The sequence below is a fragment of the Faecalibacterium sp. Marseille-Q3530 genome (genome assembly GCF_017377625.1).
GTDB lineage: Bacteria > Bacillota > Clostridia > Oscillospirales > Ruminococcaceae > Faecalibacterium > Faecalibacterium prausnitzii_E.
The window spans coordinates 1-24,556 of record NZ_JAFREH010000010.1; the positions used below are offsets into that span (position 1 = coordinate 1).

Below are 24,556 nucleotides of genomic sequence, written 5' to 3' on the forward strand. Positions count from 1 at the left end.
AGGCTACCGGAGTTTGAAAAAGCGGACCGCTTCAAGATGAACATCGTCAACTGCGCAATGCTCGGCGCGTTCATCCTCTCCATGCCGCAACGTCCGGAGGTGGACAGGCTGACGGATTACTACGCAAGATCCATGATGACTGCGCCCATGCAGTGGTTCTGCCGAAAAAGCGGAAAAAGCAAGTTCACCGCAAAGGACATTGCCGCCATGAAGGCGACCGCCACCTTGAAAGCCGCCGACCGTAACCCATATTCGTGGAACATGGAGTTTTACGAATATCCCGACGGCAGCGGCTACGAGGGACGCTTCACCAAATGCGGCATCTGTGTGCTGATGAAAAAGCTGGGGCTATATGACCTGACCCCTGCTTTGTGCCATCTGGACTACACCATGAGCGAAGCGGGCGGTGTGACAAATTTTGTGCGGCAGTATACCCTTGCTTCCGGCGGACCCTACTGCGACTGCGGGTACAAAAAGAAAGGGTAACGGACGATGAAGGCGAAGGAAACCTATCTTTCCCGTGACTTTCGGGAGACTGCGGCGCAACGCTTTCCCGCGCAGGCAAAGCAGCTGAACGCCGCTTTTGATGCACGCCTGAATGCGCTGCTGGCTGAAAATGCGGGTGCAAGCAAGGAAAAGCAATACCACCTCAAGCGGCAGATATTGCCGGGTATTTCGGCCTACGAGACCTTGCAGCGGGTCATGCCGAAAGAGGAGGCACTGCAAACCGTTCACGGCTATGTGGAGCGCTTGGCGAGAACGAGCCACAAACAGCTTGCCGCCCTGCTGCACATACCGGGGCTTTACCGCCTTGTTCCCGGCGTTTTCGTCAAATCTACCCGGAGCGTTTTCGGCCCGGCGGCGGGCTTTGCCCCAAAAGAACTGCAGACCGGTAACGGCGTCTGGCGTGTGGATATGATGGAGTGTCCCTATCACGACACCTGCACAGAATACGGCTGCCCGGAGCTGTGCCGCTGCTTTTGCGACAGCGACGACATCAGCTATACCGGGCTGCATCCGAAGCTGATCTGGGAGAGAAGCATGACGCTGGGGCGCGGCAATGACCGCTGCGATTTTTGCATGAAGGTCAGATAATAGTGGGGGCATATTGGTATGCCGCAAAAGCAGTATCGGACGGACTTTTCAGTACAGCCCGATGCAAAGGTCGCCTGTTGGTACGGAGAAAAAGAAGGGCACATGAAAAAGGCCATCCAGCGGCTGCGGACGGCATATCCGAGCCTGATCGTCCGCTGTTTCCCCGGTTTCGGCCATGGCGAGATCATCAATCATCCGGCACTGCTTGTGTCGGAGATGGAGCACTTTCTGGCAGACGGCGAGACAGTGGCAGATGCGCAGCAGAATCAGGAAAGTGAAATACAATGAAAGTTACAACATTAGACGAGAAATCCATCCGTGATATCGGTCATGCCTTCGGCTATTATGACTATGAAGAGGAAACAGGAATGTCCGCTGCCTTTTCCGGGAAAGAAGCCACGGCAAACTATATCTGCGCTTATGTGCGCGGGGTACTGCGGGGCGGTTTTCTACATACCACCAGCGAGCGGGGCGAGGGCTATATCGCCTATAAGCTGCCGAAGGAGAAGATGGGCCTCAAGACCATGTGGCCCATCGCCTGCGGAATGCTGCACAACTCCACCCTGAAACGCCTTCTGCAATTTGGTATTGCCATCAAGCGGGGCGGGGCCTCCCTGCAAGACCGCATGGACAAGGAAAAGAAACCCTACATCTTCGTTGGACTTGTCTGTGTGCGGGAGCAGTATCAGGGGCAGGGCTATATGCGAAAGGTGCTGGACCTTGCCTTTGCCGAGGGCGACCGGCTGGGTGTGCCAGTGATTCTGGAAACGGATGCAAAAAGCAAGTGCGACAAATATGTGCATCTGGGTATGGAACTTGCCGGAACGCATGATCTTGGCACATATGGCAAGCTGTATGACCTGATTAAGTACCCGGAGCCGACCAAAGCAAACGGGACAGTGTGAGGAGAGGCGGCGCAATGAAGAAAGAAGAAACGAAACTGTTTATCCGCTGGTGTGCATACGATAAAACCAAAGGGAGTTCTGCCCGGACCTTCGTCCGTGACGGAACTCCCCTTTTTTAGCTTGATAGAAAAACCATAAGTCATCTGCCACGCTCAGCGGAGCAAGAACCACACACCCAGCAGGAGCGCAAGGAAGATCAGGTTGGACAGGGTGAACAGCCCAAAATACTGCTTCTTTCCCTGTGGCAGCTCCCGTGTGATCTGCCGGTAGGAAATAAGACTGGCCATGGATGCGATCAAAGTGCCAAGGCCTCCCAGATTGGTGCCGATGATGAGGGCTTGTGTCTCTGCCGTGAACCCGGACAGCAGCAGGGCGGCGGGAACATTACTGGTGACCTGCGAAGCAAGAACCGCCACAAGAACTTCCCGGCCGGTCAGAAACTCCTGCAGCCAGCCGGAAAAGGCCGGAATGCGCCCCAGATTGCCAATGAAGATGAAAAAAGCCACAAAGGTCAAAAGCAGGGAATAGTCCACCACCCGTAAGGTGTGCGGGTCTGCAAAAAGGGCGCAGACGAGCACAGCGGCAAAGGCAATGCCATAGGGCAACACCCGGATCACGGACAGCAAGCAAACGGCAAACAGGACCAGATATAGCAGGATGATCTTCTGATCCCCCTGAGATGCAGAAGAAGAAACAAGCTCATCCACGGAGAGGGCGGCAGAGGCTTTCCGGCAGACCAGCGCTGCCCAAGCCAGCAGCAGGAGCAGAGAGACCAGGGTGTAGGGCAGCATAAGAAGCACAAATCCCCCGATGCTCATGCCGCTTTTTCCGTAAAGATAGAGGTTCTGCGGGTTGCCGATGGGGGTCAGCATACTGCCAAGGTTTGCCGCAATGGTCTGCATACAGACCACCGGGACCAGAAGGGAGCGGCGGACATCCGCTCCCAAACGGCTCAGGACCACGAACGTAAAGGGAACGAAGGTCAGCAGGGAAACATCGTTGGTGATGAACATGCTTCCAAAAAAGCACAACCCGACCAGTACCAGCGTCAGCTGAAAGGTGCTGTGGGTGCGGGACAGCAATGCCCGGCCCAGTCCATCAAAAAAGCCCTGCCGCCGCAGTCCGGCCATGACTGTCATCAGGGAAAACAGGATCGCCAGTGTGCGCAGGTCGATGTAGCCGAGATACTGCGCATCCGGCAGAACAAAGAAGGCGGAGACAACGGCCAGCACAGCGGCTGCGGTGAGGACCGTTTCCTGCTGAATGAATTGTTTGAGTAGTTTCATAGAGACACATCCTTGTAGTTGTAAAGGCAACCCTGCTGTAGTGCCGGACGGCCTTTTTCTGTATTTCAGAGCAACAGCTCAAACGCCCCGATCATCAGCGGCATGGTCAGGATGGAAAGCAGCGTGCTCAGGACATAGATCGCGCTGGAATGAGAAGCATCCCGATCATAGAGCTGTGCCATGGAGGTGACTGTTGCACAGGCGGGGGTAATGGCAGAAAGGTAGACCGTCATCAGGATGGGCTTGCCGTCCGGGACCCAGTGGGAGGCTTGAACTGCCCAAAGTAGCAGGACGATGACCAGCGGAACACCCAGCAGACGCAGAAATACCGGCAGATAGTTGCGCGGGGTGCAGAAGACCTTTTTGAGGGGGACTTCCGCAATGGCCATGCCTGCCAGCAGCATTCCCATGGGGCCGATCATATTGCCGACACTGCTCAGTGTGCTGGTGATCGGGGCAGGCAGCGAGACGTGCAGCAGGTACAGCAGAGCACCGGCTACAATGGCGATCAGGTTGACATTGGTAAGGAGCTTGCGCCATTCCAGCTGTGCAGAGCCCTGCAGGCAGGCACTGGCATGGGTCCAGAGCAGCACCAGCTGTACAATGACAAAGGCGCAGGAGTAGACAACATATTCCTCCCCCAGCAGGGCCTGCACGATGGGAATGACCAGCGCGGCGGCATTGCTGTAAATGATATTGACCTGCTCCACGGCGTCCAGCTTGAGAGCTTTGCGGAACAGCGCATTCAGAAGCAGAAATACAACGTGCATTCCAACGGCGATGCCCATGGAATAAAACAGCCCGGTGCGGATCTCCGGTGTATCTTTGATCTGAAAGGCGTTCAGAACGACACAGGGCATGACCAGATAGACAAAGACCACAGACAGTACCTTACTGTCCGATGCCTTCAACAAGCCGGTTTTCACAACGGCATATCCCATCAGCAGGATCAGGAACAGCTGCGCGATCTGCTGCATCAATAAAAGGCTGATTTGCATTTAGATCTCCTCTTTTGCAATATACTTTTGCAGCACCATCCTACTCCATTGGCAGGGCATCGTCAAGAGAAAACAGAAAAAATGCGATCAGAATAAGAGAAAAACGGATGGCTCCGCAGAACCATCCGCTAAAACTGGTATCATCAGTCTTTCCGATACTTATATGCACCCTCAATGGCGTGGATCAGATCCACGATCAGGCTGTTATAGGGCACCGACACATTGTAGCGGCGGGCCTGCTCCACAATGGCACCGTTGATGGCGTCGATTTCTGTAGGAATGCAGCGCTTCACGTCCTGATACATGGAGGAGTAGCCTTTGCCGGCGTTCTCGCAGACGCGATGTACCATGTCCAGCACCTCCATGTAGGAGAAGTGCGTGCCGTCTGCTTCGGCCACGTCCACAGCCTCACAGATCATCTTTTCAGCAAAGTCCCATGCGTACTGATTTTCGATCATGTAGGCGATAGGCGTTTCGGTGATAGCGGTGAAGGTGTTGATGGACAGGTTCACGAACAGCTTGCTCCAGATAATGCGCTGGATGTCGTCCGAAACAGCGGACTGGAAGCCCGCTTCGGTCAGCAGGTTGGCCACCGTCTGAAGGTGGGTGTTTTCTTCCAGATTGCTGCCGATGGTGGTCACGCCATTTCCGCTGTGGCGGATCTTGCCGCCGCCAAGGTTCACAGAGTTGTGCTTGCTGGTGCCGATGATAATATTCTCGGTTCTGACGTACTTTGCGATTTTTCGGTCGTTTCCCGCACCGTTCTGCAGGGTCATCACGAGGGTGTTCTCACCGAACAGGTCTTTGTTTTCTTCCAGTGAGCTTTCCGTGTGGGTGGACTTGACGAAGACGATGACGAGGTCGGCCACCTCTTTGCAGGCGCCGGACTTCATGGCACGGATACCTGAAAAGTGCTGCTCGGTGCCATCTTCTTCCAGCACAGTGATGCCGTTTTTGTTGATGTTTTCTACCTGCGGCTCGTAGACATCCAGCATGGTCACATCATTGTGCTTGCTCAGATACGCACCATACAGACAGCCCATGGCACCTGCACCGATCACGATAATTTTCATCGAAATTTTCCTCCCATGATAACGGAACCGAGCGTGTCGGGGTAAATCCCTTTCTGCTCGTCCGGTTTCCCAAAAGCCAGCGGGGGCTTTTCGGCTTAAGCAAGGATCCCGGTGGACTGCAAAAACAGCACCAGCATCATCACCGGAGCAACGTATCGGATCATCACCCGGTAGAGTTTCTTGCGGCGGAAGGTCTCGCCGTTGCGCTGCATCTCGTCAATGACGTAATCCGGTGTCATGACCCAGCCAATCAGGATGGTGGACAGCAGGGCAATGAAAGGCATCATAACACTGTTGCTGACATAGTCCATGATATCCAACAGCTGACCCACCGATCCGTTGGGGAGCTGTACTTCAAAATAGAAGATGCTGTAACCCAGCGCAATGATGGCGGAAGCGGCCAGATAGATGACCGCCAGCACAAGCACCGTCTTTTTGCGGCCCGAGTGGAAGATCTCCATGCAGTTGGCGGTGATGGATTCCAGCACCGAGATGCAGGAGGTCAGGGTGGCAAAAATGGCAGTGACAAAGAACAGGATGCCCACGAACACGCCCGCCTTGCCCATGGCGTTGAATACCTTGGGCAGCGAGACGAACATCAGGCTGGGGCCTGCGCTCATGCCCTCGGTGCCAGAGAAAACATACACGGCGGGGATGATCATGGCACCGGCCAGCAGGGCTACGCCGGTATCGAAGATCTCAATCTGATTCACCGCTTTGTTCAGGTCTACTTCCGGTTTGACGTAGGAACCGTAGGTGATCATAATGCCCATGGACACGCTGAGGGAGAAGAACAGCTGGCTCATGGCATCCAGCAAAATCTGCAAAAAGCGGCTGACGGTCAGCTCTTCCATGTGCGGGGTCAGGTAGTAGCGCAGACCCTCCAGACCGGTGCGCATCTGGCCGGAGGCGTCCTCGTGGCGCAGGGTGAGGGCGTAACCCGCAATCACCACCACCAGTACCAGCAGAATGGGCATCATGTAGCGGGACACCCGCTCAATGCCTCCCTCCACGCCGTTGTACACGATGAAAGCAGTCACGCCCATAAACAGCAGAGCAAACACCACAGGGGAGACCGGCGAGGTGATGAAGCTGGTAAAATAACCGTCCTCAGCAGCGGCAGCAGACTGTCCGGTCAGGTAGACAGCCGCATATTTCGTGATCCACCCACCGATGACGGCATAGTAGGTCATAATCAGAACTGGCACCAGAAAGGTCAGGATGCCGAGGAATTTCCACTTGGGGCGCATCGTCTCGTAGGCGCGGATGGCACTCTGCTTGGTGCGGCGGCCAATGGCGATATCCGAGGTGAGCAGTGTGAAACCGAAGGTCAGCACCAGCATCAGATACACCAGCAAAAACAAACCGCCGCCATCCTTTGCGGCAAGGTACGGGAACCGCCACAGGTTGCCGACACCAACCGCACTTCCGGCGGCAGCAAGGACAAATCCGATTTGTCCGGAGAAACTGCTTGCTTTCTTTTCCATGATTCTGAAACTCCTATCCGTATTTCCTATTGTAATATAGGATAACATGGAGTATCATATCAGTAAACCGAATAAATTTACTACGACCTATAAATTTTACTTATGGAGTATTTGAGATGCGGGAACAGAAAGACCGATACGAGATATTCTTGAAAGTGTGCGAAACGGGCAGCTTTTCCAAAGCAGCGGAGGCACTGAACTATACCCAATCCGGCATCAGCCAGATGATAGCGGGGTTGGAAGAAGAACTGGGCGTGAAGCTGTTCGCCCGCATCAACCGGGGCGTGACACTGACCGACAACGGGACACGTCTTTTGCCCTACGTCCGGGAACTGGCCAACCAGAAGAACCGGCTGCGGCAGGCTGCGTTCAATATCAACCACAAGGTGGAGGGCAAGCTGCGGGTGGGCAGCTTTTCCAGCATCACAACGCTCTGGATGCCGGAAGTGGTGCATTATTTCAAGGAGAACTACCCGAAGGTGAGTATAGAGATCCTGGACGGCAACTATGATGAGATCCGGGAATGGATCATCCATGGGCAGGTGGATTGCGGTTTTCTCTCATCCATTGTGGCAGACGACCTGAAATTCTACCCGCTCTGGGACGACCCGTTGTGTGCCGTGTTCCCGGAGGGGCATCCACTGGCTGCACGACCCAGCGTAACGCTGTCGCAGCTGTTTCAGTATCCGCTCATCATTGAAACGCCCGGCTGTGATAATGACATCCAGCACCTGATGCTCAAATGCCCGGTGAAGCCGAATATCTCTTACAGCTTCCGGGACGATACCCTCATCATGGCGTTCGTGCGCAGCGGGCTGGGCGTGACCATCTCACAGGAGCTGGTGATGCAGGCATTTGGCTGCCCCGGTGTGGTGTCCCGTCCGCTGGAGCCTGCCTGCTGCCGGACATTGGGACTGGCGTTTTCCAAGACGGCAAGCTCGGTGGTGAGCCGGACACTGCTGGATTATTTGCAAAATAAAATGGTGTAAGTGAAATGCGGACGAAATTATGATAAAATAAAACAAAACGACAATCGAAAAAGGGGAAAAGCAAAATGGAAAGCATGGCAAAACAGTACTTAGAACAGATCAGCCGTGATTTACAGGATCAGAGGGCGGCTCTATTTGTAGGGGCAGGGTTCAGCCGGAACGCCGACAAGGTGACCAGTGATGTACCGGATATACCGCTGTGGGGAGACCTAAAGCGGAAATTTCAGGAAAAGCTGGGTAGCACAGACGAGTCCGACCCACTAGTGCTGGCAGAGAGCGTTGAACTGGTATATGACCGCAATGAGCTGGATCGACTGCTTCTGGACAGCTTGAGGGATGCCGATTACCGCCCCTCGCCACTGTACGAAAAGTTACTGCGTCTGCCATGGACCGATGTTTTTACTACCAATTATGACACTCTACTGGAGCGGGCCGGGGAGAAGTTGACTGAAAAGACATTTCAGATCATCACCAACAAGAATGATCTTATCGGCAGTTCCGGTAAAACACGGCTGATAAAGTTGCATGGCTCCTTTCCATCCCAGCGACCCTTCATTATTACCGCTGAGGATTACCGCACCTATCCCCAGAAATTTGCTCCATTTGTCAACACGGTGCAGCAGTCTTTGCTTGAAAACACCCTCTGCATGATAGGCTTTTCTGGCGATGACCCGAATTTCAATAGCTGGGTTGGTTGGATTAGAGATAATCTCGGAGAGGACAATGCCCCTGCTATCTATCTTTTGAACTTCAAGCCGGTGTCGGATGCTCGGAAGCAGTGGCTTCATCGGAGAAAGATTATTGCCATCGACCTGTCAGAACTCTTTCCGGAATACAAAGAGGATCCCTATGCACTCTATGAAAAAGTTCTGGATCAACTTTGGGAGCAGTATAGCTCTTCCCGGGAGACCGGACAGTTCTGGCCTATCCAAAGTCTTTACCAAGGCAATGGGCTGATGTCCTTGAAAGATGCTCTGCCTATCCTGCGGAAAAATCGGGAAAACTGCCCCAAAGTGCTGACCCTCTCGGCCAGGAACCGAGAGGAACTGGACATGGTTTTATCCGATGCAGAGCGGGTGCTTGGGGCACATTGCCGACAGGAAAACCCTGACCCAGCGGAAGAACTGTACTATTTATATGAGTACAATGCACTCCACGAAAAATCGATGCTGACCTTGTTTGCCTCGGAGAGAAAGCTCTATGCGCAGGTTCTTGCCCGGCACACAGCAGAGAAAAGCCCGGAAAAATGCGATATCCTCTTCTCCCTTCTCCGGACAGATCGGGAGGAAGGCGACATTGACGGGTGGAACACACAGTATGAAGAACTTTGTGCCTTGAACTCCTGCCTGACCTCAGAGCAGAAAGACCGACTGCAATGGGAAAATTGTCTATTCCGACTCTCCCGATATGAGTTCTGCCTGTTGAAAGAGGGGCTGAGAAACTGGCCGGTCTCCCCAGATCGCACCCTCTGGGCTCTGCGCAAGGCTGGACTTTGCGCCGAAGTAGGAGACTATGAACAGGCGGCAAATCTTTTGCAGGAAGCTTTGCAGAATCTGCGGCATCGGCTGGCTCGTCAGACTAGGCCGGACCGTTATCTACTCTCGCTGGAAAGCCCCATGATGCGGCTCCAAAGTTTCATCGATCAGGCGGCACGTCAGGGTGACTGGGAAGAAAAGACGTCCAAGACAGATTGGGCCGCTGCAATCTTTGTGGATGAGCGACACCGAGCCCGCCACAAAGAGTATGGGGTGGATTGGGACGAACTGAATCGGTCCTTCTGCTCCCGGATGGAAAACAAATGGGTGCCTTTCCAGACGCAACAGAAAAAAGCTACTTTTGATTTTGGAGTGGTGCAGTCCTCACTTCATTTTGGTACAGATACCGAGCGGATGGAAGCATTTCGGTTTCTCCGTTTCCGGGAGGAGACTGGCATCCCATTCCAACTTGGAAGAACCGATGGTAATGTGAAAGCGGCCTGCGGTGCAGCACAGCGGATTGCTCTGTATTACCCAGAGTGGGCCATTCTTACTGCAGTCCGGGCGAAAGCGGATGAAGAGCAGCTTTCAGCCATCCTGCCCCGGAGCGTGCTGAGCGTCTGGACTCAGGAGGACACGGACAAAGCCTGTGATTTTTACATGGGAGCAGCTCAGCGCACCGAAGAGGAACTGCTGAGAGTCAAACAGTTCTGGGATTCCACTTTTGCGTCCCGAACGGCAACGGTTCTGCCAATGGTGCTGTCGGAACTGTGTTGCAAATGCTCCGAGAAAACGATGCCTCACCTGTTGGACTTTTTGGAAAAACTTTATTGTTCTCCCCAAAAGATGCACTATATGCAGGCAAAGCTGTTGATGAAGAGACTTTTGCGTTTTTATCCAGAACAGCTTCGACCGGAACTGTTGCAAACACTGCTGACCTTTCCTCTGCCCGATGTTGAAAGGGTTAGGATAGACCGGGATTTGCCCGACCCCTTCAATGCGCTTGAGACCCCTTCCAGTGGATATGATGTCAGCACAGAGACTGCTTGCCCGGAGATTGAAAAATTGTTTGGGCTACTGAGTACCGATAGGCGGATCAGTGCCCTGGAACGGCTGCTCCACTGTGGGGCCCATGGGTTGCTGACTTTAGAGCAAAAGGAGCGTCTGGGAAAACTTATCTGGAACGGTGGAGTCCCAGAATTGCCTCGAGATTGGTTCATCACGGTCTGTCTTCATCTGCCAATTCCACAGCAGGAAAATCGGCTACGGGTCGTGTGTGCAAAAATTACTGAAAATGTTATTGCACAAGCCGATGGCACCATGCAGATGAACCGAAACAGCAGGGTTTTACAGGAGATGCAGAACGCCCTTTATTTCAAGGCGGATGCTTTTTCTCCGGAAGAGATTACAGCGATTCTGACAGCCTGTGCCAAAGACATTGCGGTGGTCGCAAAGCAGATGGATCGGGAGGATGACTGCTATGGTCGGAACGAACAGGCCGAAGCTTACATTTATCGGAATCTGCACGCCCTTTGGCTGTTGACATCCTTTTCCAAAAACTGGGTGCCCACCGAAGTGGATAAGACAGCACTGGCCGATATGCTGGATCGGTGCGGGGAGGTCGGTCTTAGTCACCACGGCGCAAAGCGGCATTGGTTTGCGTTGCTGGATCGGAATACTGTGACGGAAAAAGATCTGGAACGAGTAATGCACTCTACGGATGAACAGACGGCCTTTTATGGGTATCACGTTTTTGCAACCGCAATGGAAAACCCAGAGAAATCTCTTCTGTCCGAAAAAGAACTCCAAACCGGGATGGAAGTCACAGCACAACAGATTGCATGGGGTGTACCCAAGCGGCTTGCATCGGCATTGCAAGCCGCATCTTGCGCGGCAGAACGGCGGCCAGACCTGCTGACCGAGCGGTGTACAGAGCTGGTTTTGAACGGCCTTGCGCAACTGCTGGATGAGACCCGCATCACCTCGGAGGATACCATGAAAATGGCTTCTGAAAAAGGTAATATCCGCAGCGAAGCTGTCTGCCTTGCGGCAAAGCTTGACGGAAAATCTTCCACAGAAGAAGGTCGAGAGACACTGGAGCGTTGGCGTGCGGTGAGCTGTGACCCAGAGGAATTCGCCGAGATCCGCACAGCACGATGAAACTGGAGCAAAAACATTCCCCATAGAATCCGGAAAAGCTAGATCTATGCAGGTGGTGGAGGTATAGCGGTTCTGCTTGCTGCCGGACACGGAGACTGGCGTTTTCCAAGACGGCCAGCTCTGTGGTGAGCCAGACACTGCTGGAATATCTGAGATCCACCCGGCAGCGAAAGGATACACCGCAGATAAAATAAGAACAAAGAGCGGAGAACGGTATAAAAGCCGCTCTCCACTTTGCTGAATGGAGATGTGCAGTTGGAACAAGAGGACAATTCCCTGTTTTTCTTGTAAGAGTACGGGATTCATGGTATCATAGAGGCAATGAAAAGTCCGTGCATGGCTACGAGAAGGGAGCGGCAGAGATGAAAGACATGAATATTCCTGTTGGAGTTTCGGACTTTGAGAAGATTCGGAATGGCGGATTTTATTATATTGATAAATCCGGCTTGATTACGCGAATTTTGAAGGAAAAAGCGGAGGTAACACTCATTGCTCGTCCCCGCCGCTTCGGTAAGACGCTGGGCATGAGTATGCTGGAAAGTTTTTTTGACATCCGCAAAGACAGCAGAAAGCTGTTTGATGGGCTGGAAATTGCAGAAAACCAAGCATTGTGCGATGAGTGGATGAACCAGTATCCGACCGTTTCCATTTCATTCCGGCAAATTGATGGCTTGAATTTTATGGATGCATATCGGCAGCTTGTCTATGAAATTGCTCTTCTGTATCAGAAGCACACATACCTATTGGATAGTCAGGCAATAAGCAACCAAGAAAAATCTCTTTTTCAGCAGATAAGTGATCGAAAAGCGGAAAAGACGGATGTGATGCGCTCTATTCAATTTTTAACACTGCTGTTAAATAAGCATTACAATAAAAAAGTAATTCTTCTTATTGATGAGTATGATGTTCCTATAGCAAAAGCGAACAACAATGGTTACTATAATGAAATGCTGGATGTCATGAAAGGCTTGATGCAGGCGCTGAAAGACAATCAGGCACTTCAATTTGCAGTTGTTACGGGCTGCTTGAAGATTGCGAAAGAGAGCATCTTCACGGGAACCAACAATTTCGTATCGGATACCATCACAAACTCACGCTTAAGTGAGTATTTTGGGTTTGTGCAGAGCGAAGTTGACCAGCTGCTAAAGGATGCTGACCTGACGGAACAGGCTGACAATATCAAGAAATGGTATGATGGATATCATTTCGGCGATTTTGATGTTTACTGCCCATGGGACGTAATGAATTATATGCTGGAACTGCAGCGCGATCCGAAAGCTAAACCAATCAGCTACTGGAAGAACACCAGCGACAATGCTATTATCCGCTCTTTTATCGACTATGCCGGCAGTACGATCACAAAAAAACTGGAAACGCTGATGGCTGGCGGCTGTATCGTTGAGCGTGTGGATGAAAACCTGACCTATGATTATCTGCACTCCTCGGAAGATAACCTCTGGAGTACGCTGTATCTGACAGGATACTTGACCAAGGCGCGCGAAGAGGATTATCAAGGTGAACTGCCGGACGGGATGGTCGCTTTGATGATCCCGAATGCAGAAATCAAAGAGATTTTTGAAACGACTGTTATCAAATGGTTCGATGACAGTACGAAGAAGTGGAATCGGAATGCCCTGTTTGATGCAGTCTGGAACGGCGACAGTGAGGGCATTACTAAAGAGATGAATGCGCTGCTCCGGCGTACCATCAGCTACCATGACTATCGGGAGGACTTCTATCACGCTTTCCTTGCGGGCATCTTCACAGGTGCCGGATATATGGTGGATTCCAATAAGGAGCATGGCGAAGGACGAAGCGATGTGGTCGTTTATGATTCCATCAACGCTCGTGTTGCGATTTTTGAGGCAAAATATACGAAAACATTAGGAAATCTGGAGAGTGAATGCGAAACGGCTTTGCAGCAAATAGATGATCGGATGTACGCAAAAGAGTACGAGGATGACTACGATCAGATCCTTTGTTACGGCATTTCGTTCTTCAAAAAGCGTTGCATGGTAAAGAAAAAGTGAGTCACTTGCAGGCTTTCATTTGAATCCTGCATCATAAGAACCAAAACCGCGGGCTGTCCGAAGCAAAAGCTTTTGGATAGCCCGCGGCTGTTTTAAGAGAGAAAAACAGTTTATCCGATTTGTTGAGATAATTCGCTATCCGATGAAGTATTAGAAGTAAAATAGGGAGAAAATCCTACAAGTCTCAAATTGGTCCACAAAACCGACCGAAAACCTTGTAGGGCTTATTTTTTGCACTTTTTCAAATTTATATGTGAACGAAGCGGTATAGGACTTGACATTGTGCAGAATTTATGGCCACTATACAAGAAAGTGACCGCCCAGTGAAAGTGTGTTTACAGAAAGATAAGAGGCATCCGACTCAGAATCGGGTGCCTCATTATGTCATGCAAAGTTTTCCTGAATGATCTTTCCCCAAGGCAGCATCTGGTCGAAACGCTCCGGGTGGGGCAAAATCTCCATGTCAGGCAGATTTTCAAAAAGGAACTACTATAAACTACTTCATTCCCCTTCTTTTTCGCTGTTTACGATAGCCTGCACCTTGGTGGGCAGACCATAGATGCTGATGAAACCGGTGGCATCGCTCTGCTTGTAGTCGCCGCCTGCGGCAAAGGTGGCGATGTCCTCACGATACAGAGAGTACGGCGACCAGACCCCTGCATTGATGAGGTTGCCCTTGTACAGTTCCAGACGCACCTTGCCGGTGACATGCTCCTGTGTGGAGGTGACAAAGGCACTCAGAGCTTTGCGCAGCGGGCTGAACCACTGGCCATCATACACCAGTTCGCCAAAGGTGATGGCCAGCTCACGTTTCTTGTGGGCGGTGAGCTTGTCCAGCGTCAGAGTTTCCAGCACTTCGTGGGCTTTGTACAGGATGGTGCCGCCGGGGGTCTCATAGACGCCACGGCTCTTCATGCCCACAAGACGGTTCTCCACGACATCGTACAGGCCGATGCCGTTGCGGCCGCCGATCTCATTCAGCTTTGCGATGATGGCAGCGGGCTTCAGCTTCTCGCCGTTCAGAGCCACAGGCACGCCCTTTTCAAATTCCAGCTCCACAAACTCGGACTTGTCCGGTGCGGTTTTGGGACTGACACCCAATTCGAGGAAGCCGGCCTTATCGTACTGAGGCTCGTTGCCTGGGTCTTCCAGATCAAGACCCTCGTGGCTCAGATGCCACAGGTTCTTGTCCTTGGAGTAGTTGGTCTCCCGGCTGATCTTCAGCGGGATGTGATGAGCCTCGGCATAGTCGATCTCTTCATCGCGGCTCTGGATGTCCCACTCGCGCCACGGGGTGATGATCTTCAGGTCGGGTGCAAAGTGCATGATGGCCAGCTCAAAGCGCACCTGATCGTTGCCTTTGCCGGTGCTGCCGTGGCAGACCGCATCCGCACCCTCGGCGCGGGCAATCTCCACCACGCGTTTTGCCAAAATGGGGCGGGCAAAGCTGGTGCCCAGCAGATAACCCTCGTAATCTGCCCCGGCCTGCATGGTGGGAATGACGTAATCCTCCACAAATTCATCGGTCAGGTCTTCGATGTACAGCTTGGATGCACCGCTTGCCTTGGCGCGCTCTTCCAAGCCTTCCAGCTCACCCTTCTGCCCCACATTGCCGCACACGGCAATGACTTCGCAGTTGTTATAGTGCTCTTTCAGCCACGGGATGATAATCGATGTGTCCAGACCGCCGGAATACGCCAGCACGACCTTTTTGACCTCAGACATAGGAACTGCCTCCGTTCAAACCAACTTATATACTTTTCGATTTCCCTCGTGCAATTTCATGATTGCAGTGTCCATTATACGGGCACTTGGAAAATGTGTAAAAAGTGTTCTGCATATAGCAGCAATATGAAAGCAGTATTTCACAGCGGGGCATTATGAATCTATAATAGGTAGTTGGAAATAAACAGAAAGAGGGTCTTTTTGATGGCAACGATATTTCCAAGAGAAGAAAAGGCAGAGGCACTGTTCGGGGAGATCCTGAAAAATCCAGAAGCCTGCCACCGCCTGATGGATACCTTCAACGACTCGCTGGATATGGCAGACGTACTGGATGCGCCGGCCGTGAGTGCACAGCAGTTTGCCGCGGCGCTGTTCAATGCCTACGAGAACAAGGATCTGTCTGCCTTTCTGATGGCGATCTGCCAGCACAGTATGTTTGACCTGCTACGGAACGCTGCTCTGATCCCGTTCAAATTCAACGCCGATGGTCAGCCGAACCCGGTGATCCTGACGGATGATGCCGGCGTTCTTTTGCCGAACAACAAATTTGCCGTGAGCAGCAAAGTATACGACCGGTTCATCCGGGTGTTCCAGAAGCAGGAAAAGGTAAAAATGTACCTTGCCAGCGGCTACTGCAAGTATCACGGCTACGACGAAGGCTCGATGGATGTGGTGGAGTACCACTACAACCAGCATTTGGGGCTGCTGCTGATCTACGAACTGCCGGACACCGTGAAGCAGAAGGTAACGGAAGCGGAGGCCTACTCTACCGTCTGGGATATCCAGATGAAGCTGCAGCACGCACTGTCCCGTTCCGTGGTCTACTATGGACAGGATACGCTCAAGGACGGCGGAACCCGCTACGATGAACTTGGCGTTTTTCTGCCGCTGGAACACTTTGCCGACCGGCTGGAACGCCATGTGGAAACTGCTACCAAGATCGTTTACGGCGAGTAAACGCCCTGTAAACGAACTCCCTTTATAAGTGCATCACAGCAAAACAAAACGCAGCGAACCGTTAAAAGATTCGCTGCGTTTTGCCTTATATGGGAGAATGGAAATGCTGCACATCAGGTGCAATAACGGAAAGTCTTGTCCGTGACAATACGGGCGAAGATCAGCCCTAACGGCAGTGCCACGATGATGAGAATGGCATCTGCAAACCATGTGGCGGAGTCCATCAGAGATAGGATGCCCAGATTATAGATGGCACGGTAGAAATACAGTCCCGGTACCATGATAACGATGGACGGCACGGTGACGGAGATGCGGGGATAACCGACGGCGCTCTTCAGGCAGGAGGCCAGCAATCCGGACAGCAGTGCGCCCAGAAACGCTGCAATAGCGGGCGGAAAGCCCGCAAGGCTCACCAGCTCCAGCCGGAACGTGTTCGTTACCGCACCGATAAGGGCGGCGCAGACTGCCAGGTTCCGGGGACTGTTGAACATGAGCGAAAAGCCGAACACACCGCCAAAACTTGCCAGCAGCCGGAACACGATCTCTTCCGGGAGTGTCAGGCTCAGGGCAGGGAACTGCACCGGCTGCAAATGCAGCAGCAGTGCCATGATCCAAGCCGTCATGGTTGCCACCAGAATGATGAGGACGGCGTAGGCCAGACGTTCCAGCCCGGAGCGCATATCCAGCTTGGCAAGGTCGATGCCGCTGGTAATGAACGGAAAGCCCGGAATGATGAAGAGCATGGAGCAGATATACCCCGCCTCGTGCTGCGCCGATACGGCAAACAGCACCTCTGCCAGCTTCAGCAGGATGGCATACACGAGGCTTGCTGAACAGACCGACGCCGTAATGCCCAGAAACAGGGTGAAATGGTGTTTTGTCAGCTTGCACCGTACAAAGTTGCCGATGCCTGCACCGCAGAAGGCACACAGCATTTCCACAATGCCGCCGCCAAGCAGAAAGGTGAAGCAGCCGCAGGCCAGTGCAGCTGCAAAGCCCAGTGCGATGGGCGAATACAAGCCGTGGATGCGCTCGATCTCATCGAGGTGGCTGTGCAGTTCTTCGCCGGTCATAAATTTTCCTTCCCGGTCGAAGTCGTTGACGAAATGCTCCAGTCGGTTCAGTCGGGAGGTATTCACGCCCGTATTTGTCAGACAGAGTGACTGGGTATAACACTGGTCACCATCAAAGCAGGTGAACTCAATGGACAACAGGCCGATGTCCGCTGTTGTTGTGACTCCCAGCTCCCGCGAAAGGGTGTTCATGGAGCTTCGGACACGCCATGCGCCGGTGCCGCATTCCAGCAGCATCAGCCCGGTGCGTCCAATGACGGAGGCTTTTTCCACAAGCCCCGCCTCGGTAATGGGAACGCCCTTGCTGGCCGACGCATAGTCGTGCCAGTAGACTTCCATGTGATTTTTGATGATCTCACTTTGCCGTTGTCCCATACCGGAAAGCCTCCTTTGTGATATGGGAATGTTGCAGCCGTTTCAAGACTGCGGTGCTATTATAAGGGAAATTGCAGGGCGGGTAAAACGTATCTTGGATATGCCGGCAATGTTCGTTTGGTATTTCAAAGAAGAAAAACCAGCCCACCCATGTACTGGTGGATTCCAACCCGGCTTTGAATGTTCTCACCGGGAGCCGCGGCGAATAGCGGACAACCCGTGACCCGTAAGAATGAGGTGATAGCGATGTGACCGGAGGTGAGTGAGCCATGCGAAAGAGTGCCCCCATTGAAGTGGTGGTGCATTACCCCAAAACCGAAGAAGGCTGGGAAGAGCTGGGCAAGCGTGTCGCAACTGCCCACGCCAACTATGTGATCGAAAAAATCGAGCGGCTGAACTGCCCCACATGGCAGAAGCTGGAACTGTATCAGGCAGTCATTGATACCACCAAGGGCACCTATAAGCCCAAGGAACACCAGAAACCCGGCCGATAAAAAAGCCCAACACCGGTGTTTTCTCATGGAACGTTCGTTGGGGAGAGGATAGCAAATGAGCTTCGGATGCACTTCCGGAGGGAGCGGAAAAGCGGGACCACCGTGTCGTTGCAGGAAACGCTGGAGGCGGGCAAGGACGACACGGCGCTGACCCTCTCGGACGTGCTGCAGGACGGCTTCTGCATGGAGGACAGCTGTGAGCAGCAGGACGAGGCCCGGCGGCTGCGGCAGCTCATCGAAGGGCTTCCGGCGCGGGAACGGAAGCTGATCCTGCTGCGGTATGGCCTGGCCGGTCAACCGCCGCTGACCCAGCTGGAGACCGCAAAGCTGCTGCAGATCAGCCGGAGCTATGTTTCCCGCCTGGAGACCCACGCACTGGAACTGCTGCGGGAAGGGTGGGGCGGATGCCGGTAAAAATTTTGACCTTCATCGCGGAGTGCTTTCACACCGAAGCGAAAAACGCCGCCTGGAACGCATCCAGTTCCTCGAATCGGTACAGGCGGTTCAGTGCCTCCACCAGCTCCTTTTTCGAGAGGCGGGGCGGCAGGCCCAGGGCATTGAGCAACGCATATTTCCGCTCGGCGCTGCCCGGTGTGCCGGAGAGCCCCCAATCGTAGAGGTCGGCATAGGTGATGGCCCGGCCCTCCGGGCGGGGGGCGGCTGCGCCTGCCTCGGCACCGAGGGCATCCTTAAGCGCCTGCAGCACGATGGCGTCGTCCACGCCCTCCACGCCGAGCAGACCCTCTTTGCCGGGCTGCGGCTTCCGCTTTTCCTTGCCGTGGATGGCGGGCACATAGGCCTGCACCACGTGTTCGGCCCCCACCAGATTGGTGATGTAGGTGCGGATGCGGAACCCGGCGGCGTCCGAATCCGTGAACAGGATGAGCCCGTTTTTCTTTGCCAGCGCCTTGAACAGTTGCTGGCGCTTTTTATCTTTATAAATGCCGAATCCGTCGGTCAGAAGGATCAGCGCGTCCGTCAGGTGGGAAAGGCGTGCTGCATCGTATTTGCCTTCCACCACCAGCACCCGGTCGGTGTGGAGAAGTTCTCGTTCGCTCATCGTCCGCTCCCCGCCAGCGCCAGACGGCAGAGAGCTGCTTCCAGCAGTACCTCCGCGTCTACGGGCTGGCTTTTCAATGATCTGTCCAGATCCAGCAGGACCTGCAAACAGGCTTCCAGCTGGCCGAGGGTGTAGTGGCTGGCGGTATCGGCCGAGCGCTTGAGCCGGTAATCGCTGCCCTTGTAGCCGAACTCCTTGAAAACGGTGCTGTAGCTCTTGCGTCTGGCGCTGCCCAGCTTGACCCGGTAGAGGTCCACATAGCTGCCGATGAGTGCCGCTGTGATGGCGATGGGCTCCTGCTGCAGCCGGAGCAGAGCCTGTAATTTTTTGCAGGCCCCGGTGGCGTTTTTGGCCGTGATCATCCGGGTCATTTCGAAGACATCGGCCTCCAGGCTCACGGTGCCCATCTCAGCCACCATGGCCGCAGTGACGGTCTGGTAGCCGGAGAGGGCGCAGAGCTTGTCCACCTCGTTTTCCAGCAGGAAGGGGTCCTCGCCGCAGCGCTCCAGCAGGGCGGTGGCGGCGCCTTCGGGCAGGGTAGCACCCTGCGCTTTGGCCCGCTCGATCATCATCACCTTGAGTTCATAGGGCTTGGGTTTGGCCAGCTCTTCGGCATAGCCGAGCTTTTTGCAGGCAGCGGTGAGCTTCTGCGCCCGTTTGCCGGTCTTGAGCTTGCCGCGCTCCAAGGAAAACACGCTGCCCAGCACGACGACGGCATTTTCGAGGCTGGAAAGCGTTTCGCACAGCGCATCCAGATCTTTGTCGCTGTAGGCGGCGGGGTCCAGTTCGGGCAGGACCACCACGCGCCGGGTGCCGAAAAATGAGATGGTGCCCGCCGCCATGATGAGCTGTTCCAACTCCGGGGCGGCACCGTCCAGCACGGTGGTTTCTTCGTCACTGTCGGCCGAGAGCAGCCGCACGGCAGCCGCCACGGCCTGCCGCACCAGATACCGCTCGCTGGAATAAAAATAGTAGACCGGGCAGCCGCTTTCTGCCAGCTGCCGGAGCTTTGCTTCCGTTGCCAAAGGGGAGACCTTCTTTCGTTTTTGCGGGGGATCTTCTGCCCCGCAGATGCCGGGATATTCGATATCAATAGTGTAGCGGAGTTGCGGGGCGTTGTCAATGCGCAGTGCACAGGGACCGGGCAAAAAATGCTGCCTGACCGGATGCAAAAAATGCCGGGGCGGGGCTTTTCGGGAACGGAAAAACATGATATACTAAAAACGCTTTTCCCAAATGTTCAGCAAAGAGGAAACGAAAGCGAATGCAGGGGGCCGACCCTGCCGGAAGTAAAAAATGCCCGGTCTCCGCGGGCCGCGAAAGGATGAAGCCATTACGAAACGTGCCAAATTTACGTTGCAGCTGCAATACAATTCCCCGGTGATCCTCACCTTTTTTCTGCTGTCGCTGCTGGTGCTCTTTCTGGGCCAGTGGACGAACGGCTGGACAACCATGCACCTGTTCTGCGTCTACCGCTCTTCGTTCAAAGACCCGCTGTTCTATGTCCGGCTGTTCGGCCATGTGCTGGGCCATGCCAGCTGGGATCATTTCCTGAACAATATGCTCCTGCTCCTCGTCATCGGCCCACCGATGGAGGAAAAATACGGCAGCATCCCGCTGCTGGAGGGTATCGTCTTCACGGCGCTGGTGTCCGGTGTGCTGCAATGCGCGCTCTTCCCCCGCACGGCCCTGCTGGGCGCTTCCGGCATCGTGTTCATGCTCATCATGCTGGCGTCGCTGTCCGGTTTTTCGGGCGGCATCCCGGTCACGATGCTGCTGGTGGCGGCGCTGTATCTGGGCCAGCAGGTGTACGATATCGTCTTCGTGCATGACAATGTCGCCAACTTCATGCACATCGTGGGCGGCATCTGCGGCACGGGGTTCGGCTACTTTTACGCTCTGCGCCCCCAAAAACGCCGCAAGGCGTCCGGGGCAAAGCCGGGCCTGAAATTTGAAAAAACCTCCCGGCACAGGAGCCGGTAAAACAAAAAATCCCCTTCCGCGCGGCAGGACCATGCGGAAGGGGATTTTTGTGCAGATGCGTTACAGCGTTTTGCAGAATTCTTTCAGATAAGCGCGGAAGGCCTCGCCGATCTCCGGGTGCTGGAGCGACAGCTCTACCTGTGCCTCGGCGATCTTGAGCTTGTTGCCCATGTCGTAGTGCTTGCCGGTGAACTCCACTGCGGTCATGCCGCCATAATTGCGGGCGAACTCGGCCATGGCGTCGGTCAGCTGGATCTCGCCGCCGGCACCGGGCTTGGTGCGGGCGAGGATGTCGTAGATCTCCGGGGTCAGCAGGACGCGGCCCAGGATGGAGTAGTTGCTGAACTCCTGGCCCTTCTTGGGCTTCTCGATCATGTCATCCACGAAGAAGTAGTTGTCGTGGATGGGGGTGGTCTTCAGGCTGCAATAGCGGCTCACATCGGCCCAGGGCACAGCGGAGACGCCTGCGGCCGGGCGGCCGAACTCCTCGTAGGCACGGATGAGCTGGGCGCAGACCGGGTCTTCGCCCCAGATGACGTCATCGCCATAGATGACCACGAAGGGGTCGTCGCCGGTAAAAGCTTTTGCCATGCTCACGGCGTGGCCCAGGCCCAGGGTCTGCTTCTGGCGGACAAAGTAGATGTTGGCCAGGTTGGAGATGCCCAGGCACTCCTCCAGCATCTTCTCCTTGCCGGGTGCGGCCAGCTTCTCTTCCAGCTCCGGGCTGCGGTCGAAGTGGTCTTCGATGATGCTCTGGTTGCGGCCCAGAATGATGAGGATGTCGGTGATGCCGGAACGGACGGCCTCTTCCACCAGATACTGGATGGCGGGCTTGTCCACAAGGGGCAGCATCCCTTTGGGCATGGCCTTGGTGGCGGGCAGCACACGGGTGCCAAGGCCCGCAGCAGGGATGACAGCTTTCGTGACTTTTTTCATGATTCAAAACTCCTTCGCAAAACTATCGCAGGCTGGGTGCATCAGCCGTAGACCAGATTGAGCAGGGCGTCCACATTGGGGCCCAGCAGCAGGGTGCTGGCGCTGCCGATGACCATCAGCAGCAAAAAGCAGCCGAACACCGCCGCAAAGCTGACGCCGCCCTGTGCGGCCAGAACGGCCTTGCGCTGGGCTTCGTCCGGGAATTCGGAACGGATCTTCCGGATGCGGTCTGCCGCGCTCTTGCGGTAGAGCCACTTGCCGTACATGCCGCGCACGACCATGAGCAAAAAGCTCAGGGCCGAGCAGAGGCGGGCCAGCATGACCATCGTGGAATCGCTCAGAGCGGGGGCCATGGTGCTGCCGGTGAGCTGCATCAGCTGCAGCAGGGTGGGCACGGCCAGCAGCAGCTCAGCTGCCAGGAAGCCGAATGCGGGCTTCCATGCCTTGCGGTAGAAGAAATAGAACGGCCCGAACAGCAGTGCCGAAAAACTCATGGAGATCTTGCTGTGCGCCAGCTGCATCCGGCAGTAGGTGCTCAGGTAGGCGGGGGACGCAGGGCCGATGTAGCTGGCCCAGTCCTTGCAGGGGATGCCGTCCAGCATCTCGTCCTTGCCAAAGGCGGCCTCATAGGCCTGCCGCATGGGGTCCTGGGGCATGGAGCCGGTCTCCTGATACTGGCGGTACAGGCTGGAATAATCAAAATTGCCCTCGCCGGGGCCGGCCGTGCGGTCGGCAGGCTCTTCGGCCCCTTCCGGCGGCAGCACGGCACCGCAGCAGCGGCAGTGGTCCTCGCTGCGCAGGGTGCGCTCGCCGCAGGCAGGGCAGGTGCACAGCTCAGATTCCTGATACGGGAACTTCCATTCGTATCCGGCGGCATGAGCCGGGCTGTGGATGCAGCGGCCCAGTTTTTCATAACAATCCCGGTGGTACGGTGCGCCGCAGTCGGGGCAGACGACGATATCGTCCTGCAGCGTCAGCGGCTTGCCGCAGCCCTCGCAGGGGCAGCCATAATATTTTGGCATAACTTCCTCCCATAAATGGTACTTGATGCTATTATACTCCCATCCCGGAGAAAAGAAAAGGTGAAAATCTTCAAATTTCCAGCATGATGGTGATTTTTCCTCTTTACTTTATCACGGATTCCCGGTATACTAATGAAGTATCTGTGTATAAACTGTATCTTTTTGTAGCCCTCTCAGCCATCGCTGCGCGATGCCAGCTCTCCAGCAGGGAGAACCTCTGGCGGTCAGCTTTTGTGTTTGCCAGAATGCAAAGCGCGATGGACCTATGAGAAATAAGGGCGATACTTCTTATTTTTGAGAGGATATTGAGAATGATCACGACTGAAGAACTGAAAGTGAAGCTGGCCGAATACGGCACAGCGGTGAAGGACCTGGAAGAGGCCCTCGCCATCGAGGCCTCCCGCAAGCGTGTGCAGGAGCTGGAGCACACCATGTCCCGCCCCGGCTTCTATGATGACGCTGAGCTGAGCAAGAAGGTGTTCGACGAGGTGGGCGACCTGCGCGGCAAGCTGAACCGCTTTGAAAAGCTGCAGGGCCTGTACGATGACGCCGAGACCATGCTGGAAATGCTGGACGAGGAGTACGACCCGGAACTGATCCCCGAAGCCGAAGAGGCGGTCAACACCGTGGAGAAGGCGGTGGATGAGCTGCAGCTCATGACCATGCTGAACGGCGAGTACGACCACAGCAACGCCATCCTGACCTTCCATGCCGGTACCGGCGGCACCGAGGCGCAGGACTGGGCCGAGATGCTCTACCGGATGTACAACCGCTGGGCCGCTGCCCACGGCATGACCGTGGAAGTGCTGGACTATCAGGACGGCGACGAAGCCGGTCTGAAGAGCGCTTCGATGATGGTCAAGGGCGCCAACGCCTACGGCCTGCTCAAGAGCGAGAACGGAGTGCACCGACTGGTCCGCGTCTCTCCGTTTGACGCCAACGCCCGCCGTCAGACGAGCTTTGCTTCGCTGGAAGTCATGCCGGAGCTGGACAACACCATCCAGGTGGACATCCGCCCCGAAGACATCGAGATGCAGGTCTACCGTTCCTCCGGTGCCGGCGGCCAGCACATCAACAAGACCTCTTCGGCTGTCCGCCTGATCCACAAGCCCACCGGCATCGTGGTCAGCTGCCAGACCCAGCGCAGCCAGTTCCAGAACCGCGACTACGCCATGGAAATGCTGAAGGCGAAGCTGTATCAGATCGCCCAGCAGCAGCACATGGACAAGATCGAGGACATCAAGGGCGTCCAGAACGAGATCGCCTGGGGCCACCAGATCCGCAGCTACGTCTTCATGCCCTATACCATGGTCAAGGATCATCGCACCAACTACGAGACCGGCAACGTGGACGCTGTTATGGACGGCGACCTCGACGGCTTCATCTTTGCATACCTCAAGGCCGCCAGCCGCGGGGAATTGCAGGACACCTAA

At 54.8% G+C, this 24,556-nt stretch carries 22 protein-coding genes; 12 read left to right on the forward strand and 10 right to left on the reverse strand.

The features are described 5' to 3' along the window. The 4 genes from J3350_RS09195 to J3350_RS09210 all read left to right on the forward strand — a co-directional run. The coding region (locus tag J3350_RS09195; protein WP_207686408.1) for an L-2-amino-thiazoline-4-carboxylic acid hydrolase at positions 1-486 on the forward strand (486 nt) is incomplete at its 5' end. 6 nt (positions 487-492) lie between these two features. Beyond that, the gene (locus J3350_RS09200; protein WP_207686409.1) at positions 493-1,095 is read left to right on the forward strand and encodes an L-2-amino-thiazoline-4-carboxylic acid hydrolase; all 603 of its coding nucleotides are present in this window, start codon (positions 493-495) and stop codon (positions 1,093-1,095) included. 102 nt (positions 1,096-1,197) lie between these two features. Beyond that, positions 1,198-1,383, forward strand: a complete 186-nt coding sequence (locus tag J3350_RS13980) for a hypothetical protein (protein ID WP_242700224.1) — start codon at positions 1,198-1,200, stop codon at positions 1,381-1,383. Continuing rightward, entirely contained in the window at positions 1,380-2,000 is a 621-nt protein-coding gene (locus J3350_RS09210; RefSeq protein ID WP_207686410.1) for a GNAT family N-acetyltransferase, read from the forward strand. Before J3350_RS13980 ends, J3350_RS09210 begins: the two co-directional genes overlap by 4 nt. Positions 2,001-2,152: 152 nt before the next feature. Here the strand turns inward: J3350_RS09210 and J3350_RS09215 are convergent, their stop codons facing one another. The 4 genes from J3350_RS09215 to J3350_RS09230 all read right to left on the reverse strand — a co-directional run bounded on the left by J3350_RS09215 (position 2,153) and on the right by J3350_RS09230 (position 6,844). Continuing rightward, a complete protein-coding gene (locus tag J3350_RS09215; RefSeq protein WP_207686411.1) occupies positions 2,153-3,286 on the reverse strand; it encodes an SLC13 family permease in 1,134 nt (377 codons plus the stop codon). A 65-nt stretch (positions 3,287-3,351) separates the two neighbouring features. Next, positions 3,352-4,284 carry an AEC family transporter gene (locus J3350_RS09220; protein WP_207686412.1) on the reverse strand — a complete coding sequence of 311 codons (933 nt, stop codon included), beginning with the start codon at positions 4,282-4,284 and terminating at the stop codon, positions 3,352-3,354. Positions 4,285-4,427: 143 nt separating this feature from the next. Further along, positions 4,428-5,357, reverse strand: coding sequence for a ketopantoate reductase family protein (locus J3350_RS09225; RefSeq protein WP_207686413.1), 930 nt, complete (start codon positions 5,355-5,357; stop codon positions 4,428-4,430). 95 nt (positions 5,358-5,452) lie between these two features. Then, the gene (locus J3350_RS09230; protein ID WP_207686414.1) at positions 5,453-6,844 is read right to left on the reverse strand and encodes a sodium-dependent transporter; all 1,392 of its coding nucleotides are present in this window, start codon (positions 6,842-6,844) and stop codon (positions 5,453-5,455) included. Between the two features lie 116 nt (positions 6,845-6,960). Between J3350_RS09230 and J3350_RS09235 the strand changes: the two genes are divergently transcribed. From J3350_RS09235 to J3350_RS09245, 3 genes are all read left to right on the forward strand, one after another. Beyond that, a complete protein-coding gene (locus J3350_RS09235; protein ID WP_207686415.1) occupies positions 6,961-7,833 on the forward strand; it encodes a LysR family transcriptional regulator in 873 nt (290 codons plus the stop codon). A 65-nt stretch (positions 7,834-7,898) separates the two neighbouring features. Then, entirely contained in the window at positions 7,899-11,468 is a 3,570-nt protein-coding gene (locus J3350_RS09240) for an SIR2 family protein (protein WP_207686416.1), read from the forward strand. 362 nt (positions 11,469-11,830) lie between these two features. Beyond that, the gene (locus J3350_RS09245; protein ID WP_207686417.1) at positions 11,831-13,498 is read left to right on the forward strand and encodes an AAA family ATPase; all 1,668 of its coding nucleotides are present in this window, start codon (positions 11,831-11,833) and stop codon (positions 13,496-13,498) included. A 501-nt stretch (positions 13,499-13,999) separates the two neighbouring features. Here the strand turns inward: J3350_RS09245 and J3350_RS09250 are convergent. After that, complete coding sequence (locus J3350_RS09250; RefSeq protein WP_207686418.1) at positions 14,000-15,223, reverse strand: argininosuccinate synthase; 1,224 nt, start codon at positions 15,221-15,223, stop codon at positions 14,000-14,002. Between the two features lie 204 nt (positions 15,224-15,427). Here J3350_RS09250 and J3350_RS09255 point away from each other — a divergent pair, with 204 nt between their 5' ends. Beyond that, positions 15,428-16,180, forward strand: coding sequence for a DUF4866 domain-containing protein (locus J3350_RS09255; RefSeq protein WP_207686419.1), 753 nt, complete (start codon positions 15,428-15,430; stop codon positions 16,178-16,180). A gap of 113 nt (positions 16,181-16,293) precedes the next feature. Here J3350_RS09255 and J3350_RS09260 read toward each other — a convergent pair whose 3' ends face one another. Next, entirely contained in the window at positions 16,294-17,628 is a 1,335-nt protein-coding gene (locus tag J3350_RS09260) for a threonine/serine exporter ThrE family protein (protein WP_097793325.1), read from the reverse strand. Positions 17,629-17,897: 269 nt separating this feature from the next. On the opposite strand from J3350_RS09260, the gene J3350_RS09265 reads away from it, so the two are divergent. Continuing rightward, entirely contained in the window at positions 17,898-18,122 is a 225-nt protein-coding gene (locus J3350_RS09265) for a hypothetical protein (protein ID WP_207686420.1), read from the forward strand. Between the two features lie 15 nt (positions 18,123-18,137). Next, entirely contained in the window at positions 18,138-18,536 is a 399-nt protein-coding gene (locus tag J3350_RS09270) for a sigma-70 family RNA polymerase sigma factor (RefSeq protein WP_370569307.1), read from the forward strand. A 28-nt stretch (positions 18,537-18,564) separates the two neighbouring features. On the opposite strand, the gene J3350_RS09275 is transcribed toward J3350_RS09270, so the two are convergent. Both J3350_RS09275 and holA read right to left on the reverse strand, forming a co-directional pair. After that, positions 18,565-19,182: a toprim domain-containing protein gene (locus tag J3350_RS09275; protein WP_097793328.1), complete on the reverse strand. Its 618-nt coding sequence runs from the start codon at positions 19,180-19,182 to the stop codon at positions 18,565-18,567. Next, the gene (holA, locus tag J3350_RS09280; RefSeq protein ID WP_207686421.1) at positions 19,179-20,207 is read right to left on the reverse strand and encodes a DNA polymerase III subunit delta; all 1,029 of its coding nucleotides are present in this window, start codon (positions 20,205-20,207) and stop codon (positions 19,179-19,181) included. The genes J3350_RS09275 and holA overlap by 4 nt, the downstream gene beginning before the upstream one ends. A 271-nt stretch (positions 20,208-20,478) precedes the next feature. Between holA and J3350_RS09285 the strand changes: the two genes are divergently transcribed. After that, a complete protein-coding gene (locus J3350_RS09285) occupies positions 20,479-21,165 on the forward strand; it encodes a rhomboid family intramembrane serine protease (RefSeq protein WP_207686422.1) in 687 nt (228 codons plus the stop codon). A 60-nt stretch (positions 21,166-21,225) separates the two neighbouring features. Here J3350_RS09285 and J3350_RS09290 read toward each other — a convergent pair whose 3' ends face one another. Further along, the gene (locus J3350_RS09290; protein ID WP_118552573.1) at positions 21,226-22,101 is read right to left on the reverse strand and encodes a UTP--glucose-1-phosphate uridylyltransferase; all 876 of its coding nucleotides are present in this window, start codon (positions 22,099-22,101) and stop codon (positions 21,226-21,228) included. A gap of 41 nt (positions 22,102-22,142) precedes the next feature. After that, on the reverse strand, positions 22,143-23,123 hold the full coding sequence (locus J3350_RS09295) for an RING finger protein (protein ID WP_097793332.1): 981 nt from the start codon (positions 23,121-23,123) through the stop codon (positions 22,143-22,145). A 311-nt stretch (positions 23,124-23,434) separates the two neighbouring features. Here J3350_RS09295 and prfB point away from each other — a divergent pair, with 311 nt between their 5' ends. Then, a complete protein-coding gene (gene prfB, locus J3350_RS09300; RefSeq protein WP_097793334.1) occupies positions 23,435-24,556 on the forward strand; it encodes a peptide chain release factor 2 in 1,122 nt (373 codons plus the stop codon).

Bases quoted from the DNA above. Each gene is read 5' to 3' on its own strand.
- J3350_RS09265 (WP_207686420.1), top strand. From the start codon at position 17,898: ATGCGAAAGAGTGCCCCCATTGAAGTGGTGGTGCATTACCCCAAAACC.
- J3350_RS09220 (WP_207686412.1), bottom strand. From the start codon at position 4,284: ATGCAAATCAGCCTTTTATTGATGCAGCAGATCGCGCAGCTGTTCCTG.
- J3350_RS09215 (WP_207686411.1), bottom strand. From the start codon at position 3,286: ATGAAACTACTCAAACAATTCATTCAGCAGGAAACGGTCCTCACCGCA.
- J3350_RS09245 (WP_207686417.1), top strand. From the start codon at position 11,831: ATGAAAGACATGAATATTCCTGTTGGAGTTTCGGACTTTGAGAAGATT.
- J3350_RS09240 (WP_207686416.1), top strand. From the start codon at position 7,899: ATGGAAAGCATGGCAAAACAGTACTTAGAACAGATCAGCCGTGATTTA.
- J3350_RS09250 (WP_207686418.1), bottom strand. From the start codon at position 15,223: ATGTCTGAGGTCAAAAAGGTCGTGCTGGCGTATTCCGGCGGTCTGGAC.
- J3350_RS09255 (WP_207686419.1), top strand. From the start codon at position 15,428: ATGGCAACGATATTTCCAAGAGAAGAAAAGGCAGAGGCACTGTTCGGG.
- prfB (WP_097793334.1), top strand. From the start codon at position 23,435: ATGATCACGACTGAAGAACTGAAAGTGAAGCTGGCCGAATACGGCACA.
- J3350_RS09200 (WP_207686409.1), top strand. From the start codon at position 493: ATGAAGGCGAAGGAAACCTATCTTTCCCGTGACTTTCGGGAGACTGCG.
- J3350_RS09285 (WP_207686422.1), top strand. From the start codon at position 20,479: ATGCCCGGTCTCCGCGGGCCGCGAAAGGATGAAGCCATTACGAAACGT.
- J3350_RS09210 (WP_207686410.1), top strand. From the start codon at position 1,380: ATGAAAGTTACAACATTAGACGAGAAATCCATCCGTGATATCGGTCAT.
- J3350_RS09295 (WP_097793332.1), bottom strand. From the start codon at position 23,123: ATGCCAAAATATTATGGCTGCCCCTGCGAGGGCTGCGGCAAGCCGCTG.
- J3350_RS09235 (WP_207686415.1), top strand. From the start codon at position 6,961: ATGCGGGAACAGAAAGACCGATACGAGATATTCTTGAAAGTGTGCGAA.
- J3350_RS13980 (WP_242700224.1), top strand. From the start codon at position 1,198: ATGAAAAAGGCCATCCAGCGGCTGCGGACGGCATATCCGAGCCTGATC.
- J3350_RS09275 (WP_097793328.1), bottom strand. From the start codon at position 19,182: ATGAGCGAACGAGAACTTCTCCACACCGACCGGGTGCTGGTGGTGGAA.
- J3350_RS09225 (WP_207686413.1), bottom strand. From the start codon at position 5,357: ATGAAAATTATCGTGATCGGTGCAGGTGCCATGGGCTGTCTGTATGGT.
- J3350_RS09290 (WP_118552573.1), bottom strand. From the start codon at position 22,101: ATGAAAAAAGTCACGAAAGCTGTCATCCCTGCTGCGGGCCTTGGCACC.
- J3350_RS09230 (WP_207686414.1), bottom strand. From the start codon at position 6,844: ATGGAAAAGAAAGCAAGCAGTTTCTCCGGACAAATCGGATTTGTCCTT.
- J3350_RS09260 (WP_097793325.1), bottom strand. From the start codon at position 17,628: ATGGGACAACGGCAAAGTGAGATCATCAAAAATCACATGGAAGTCTAC.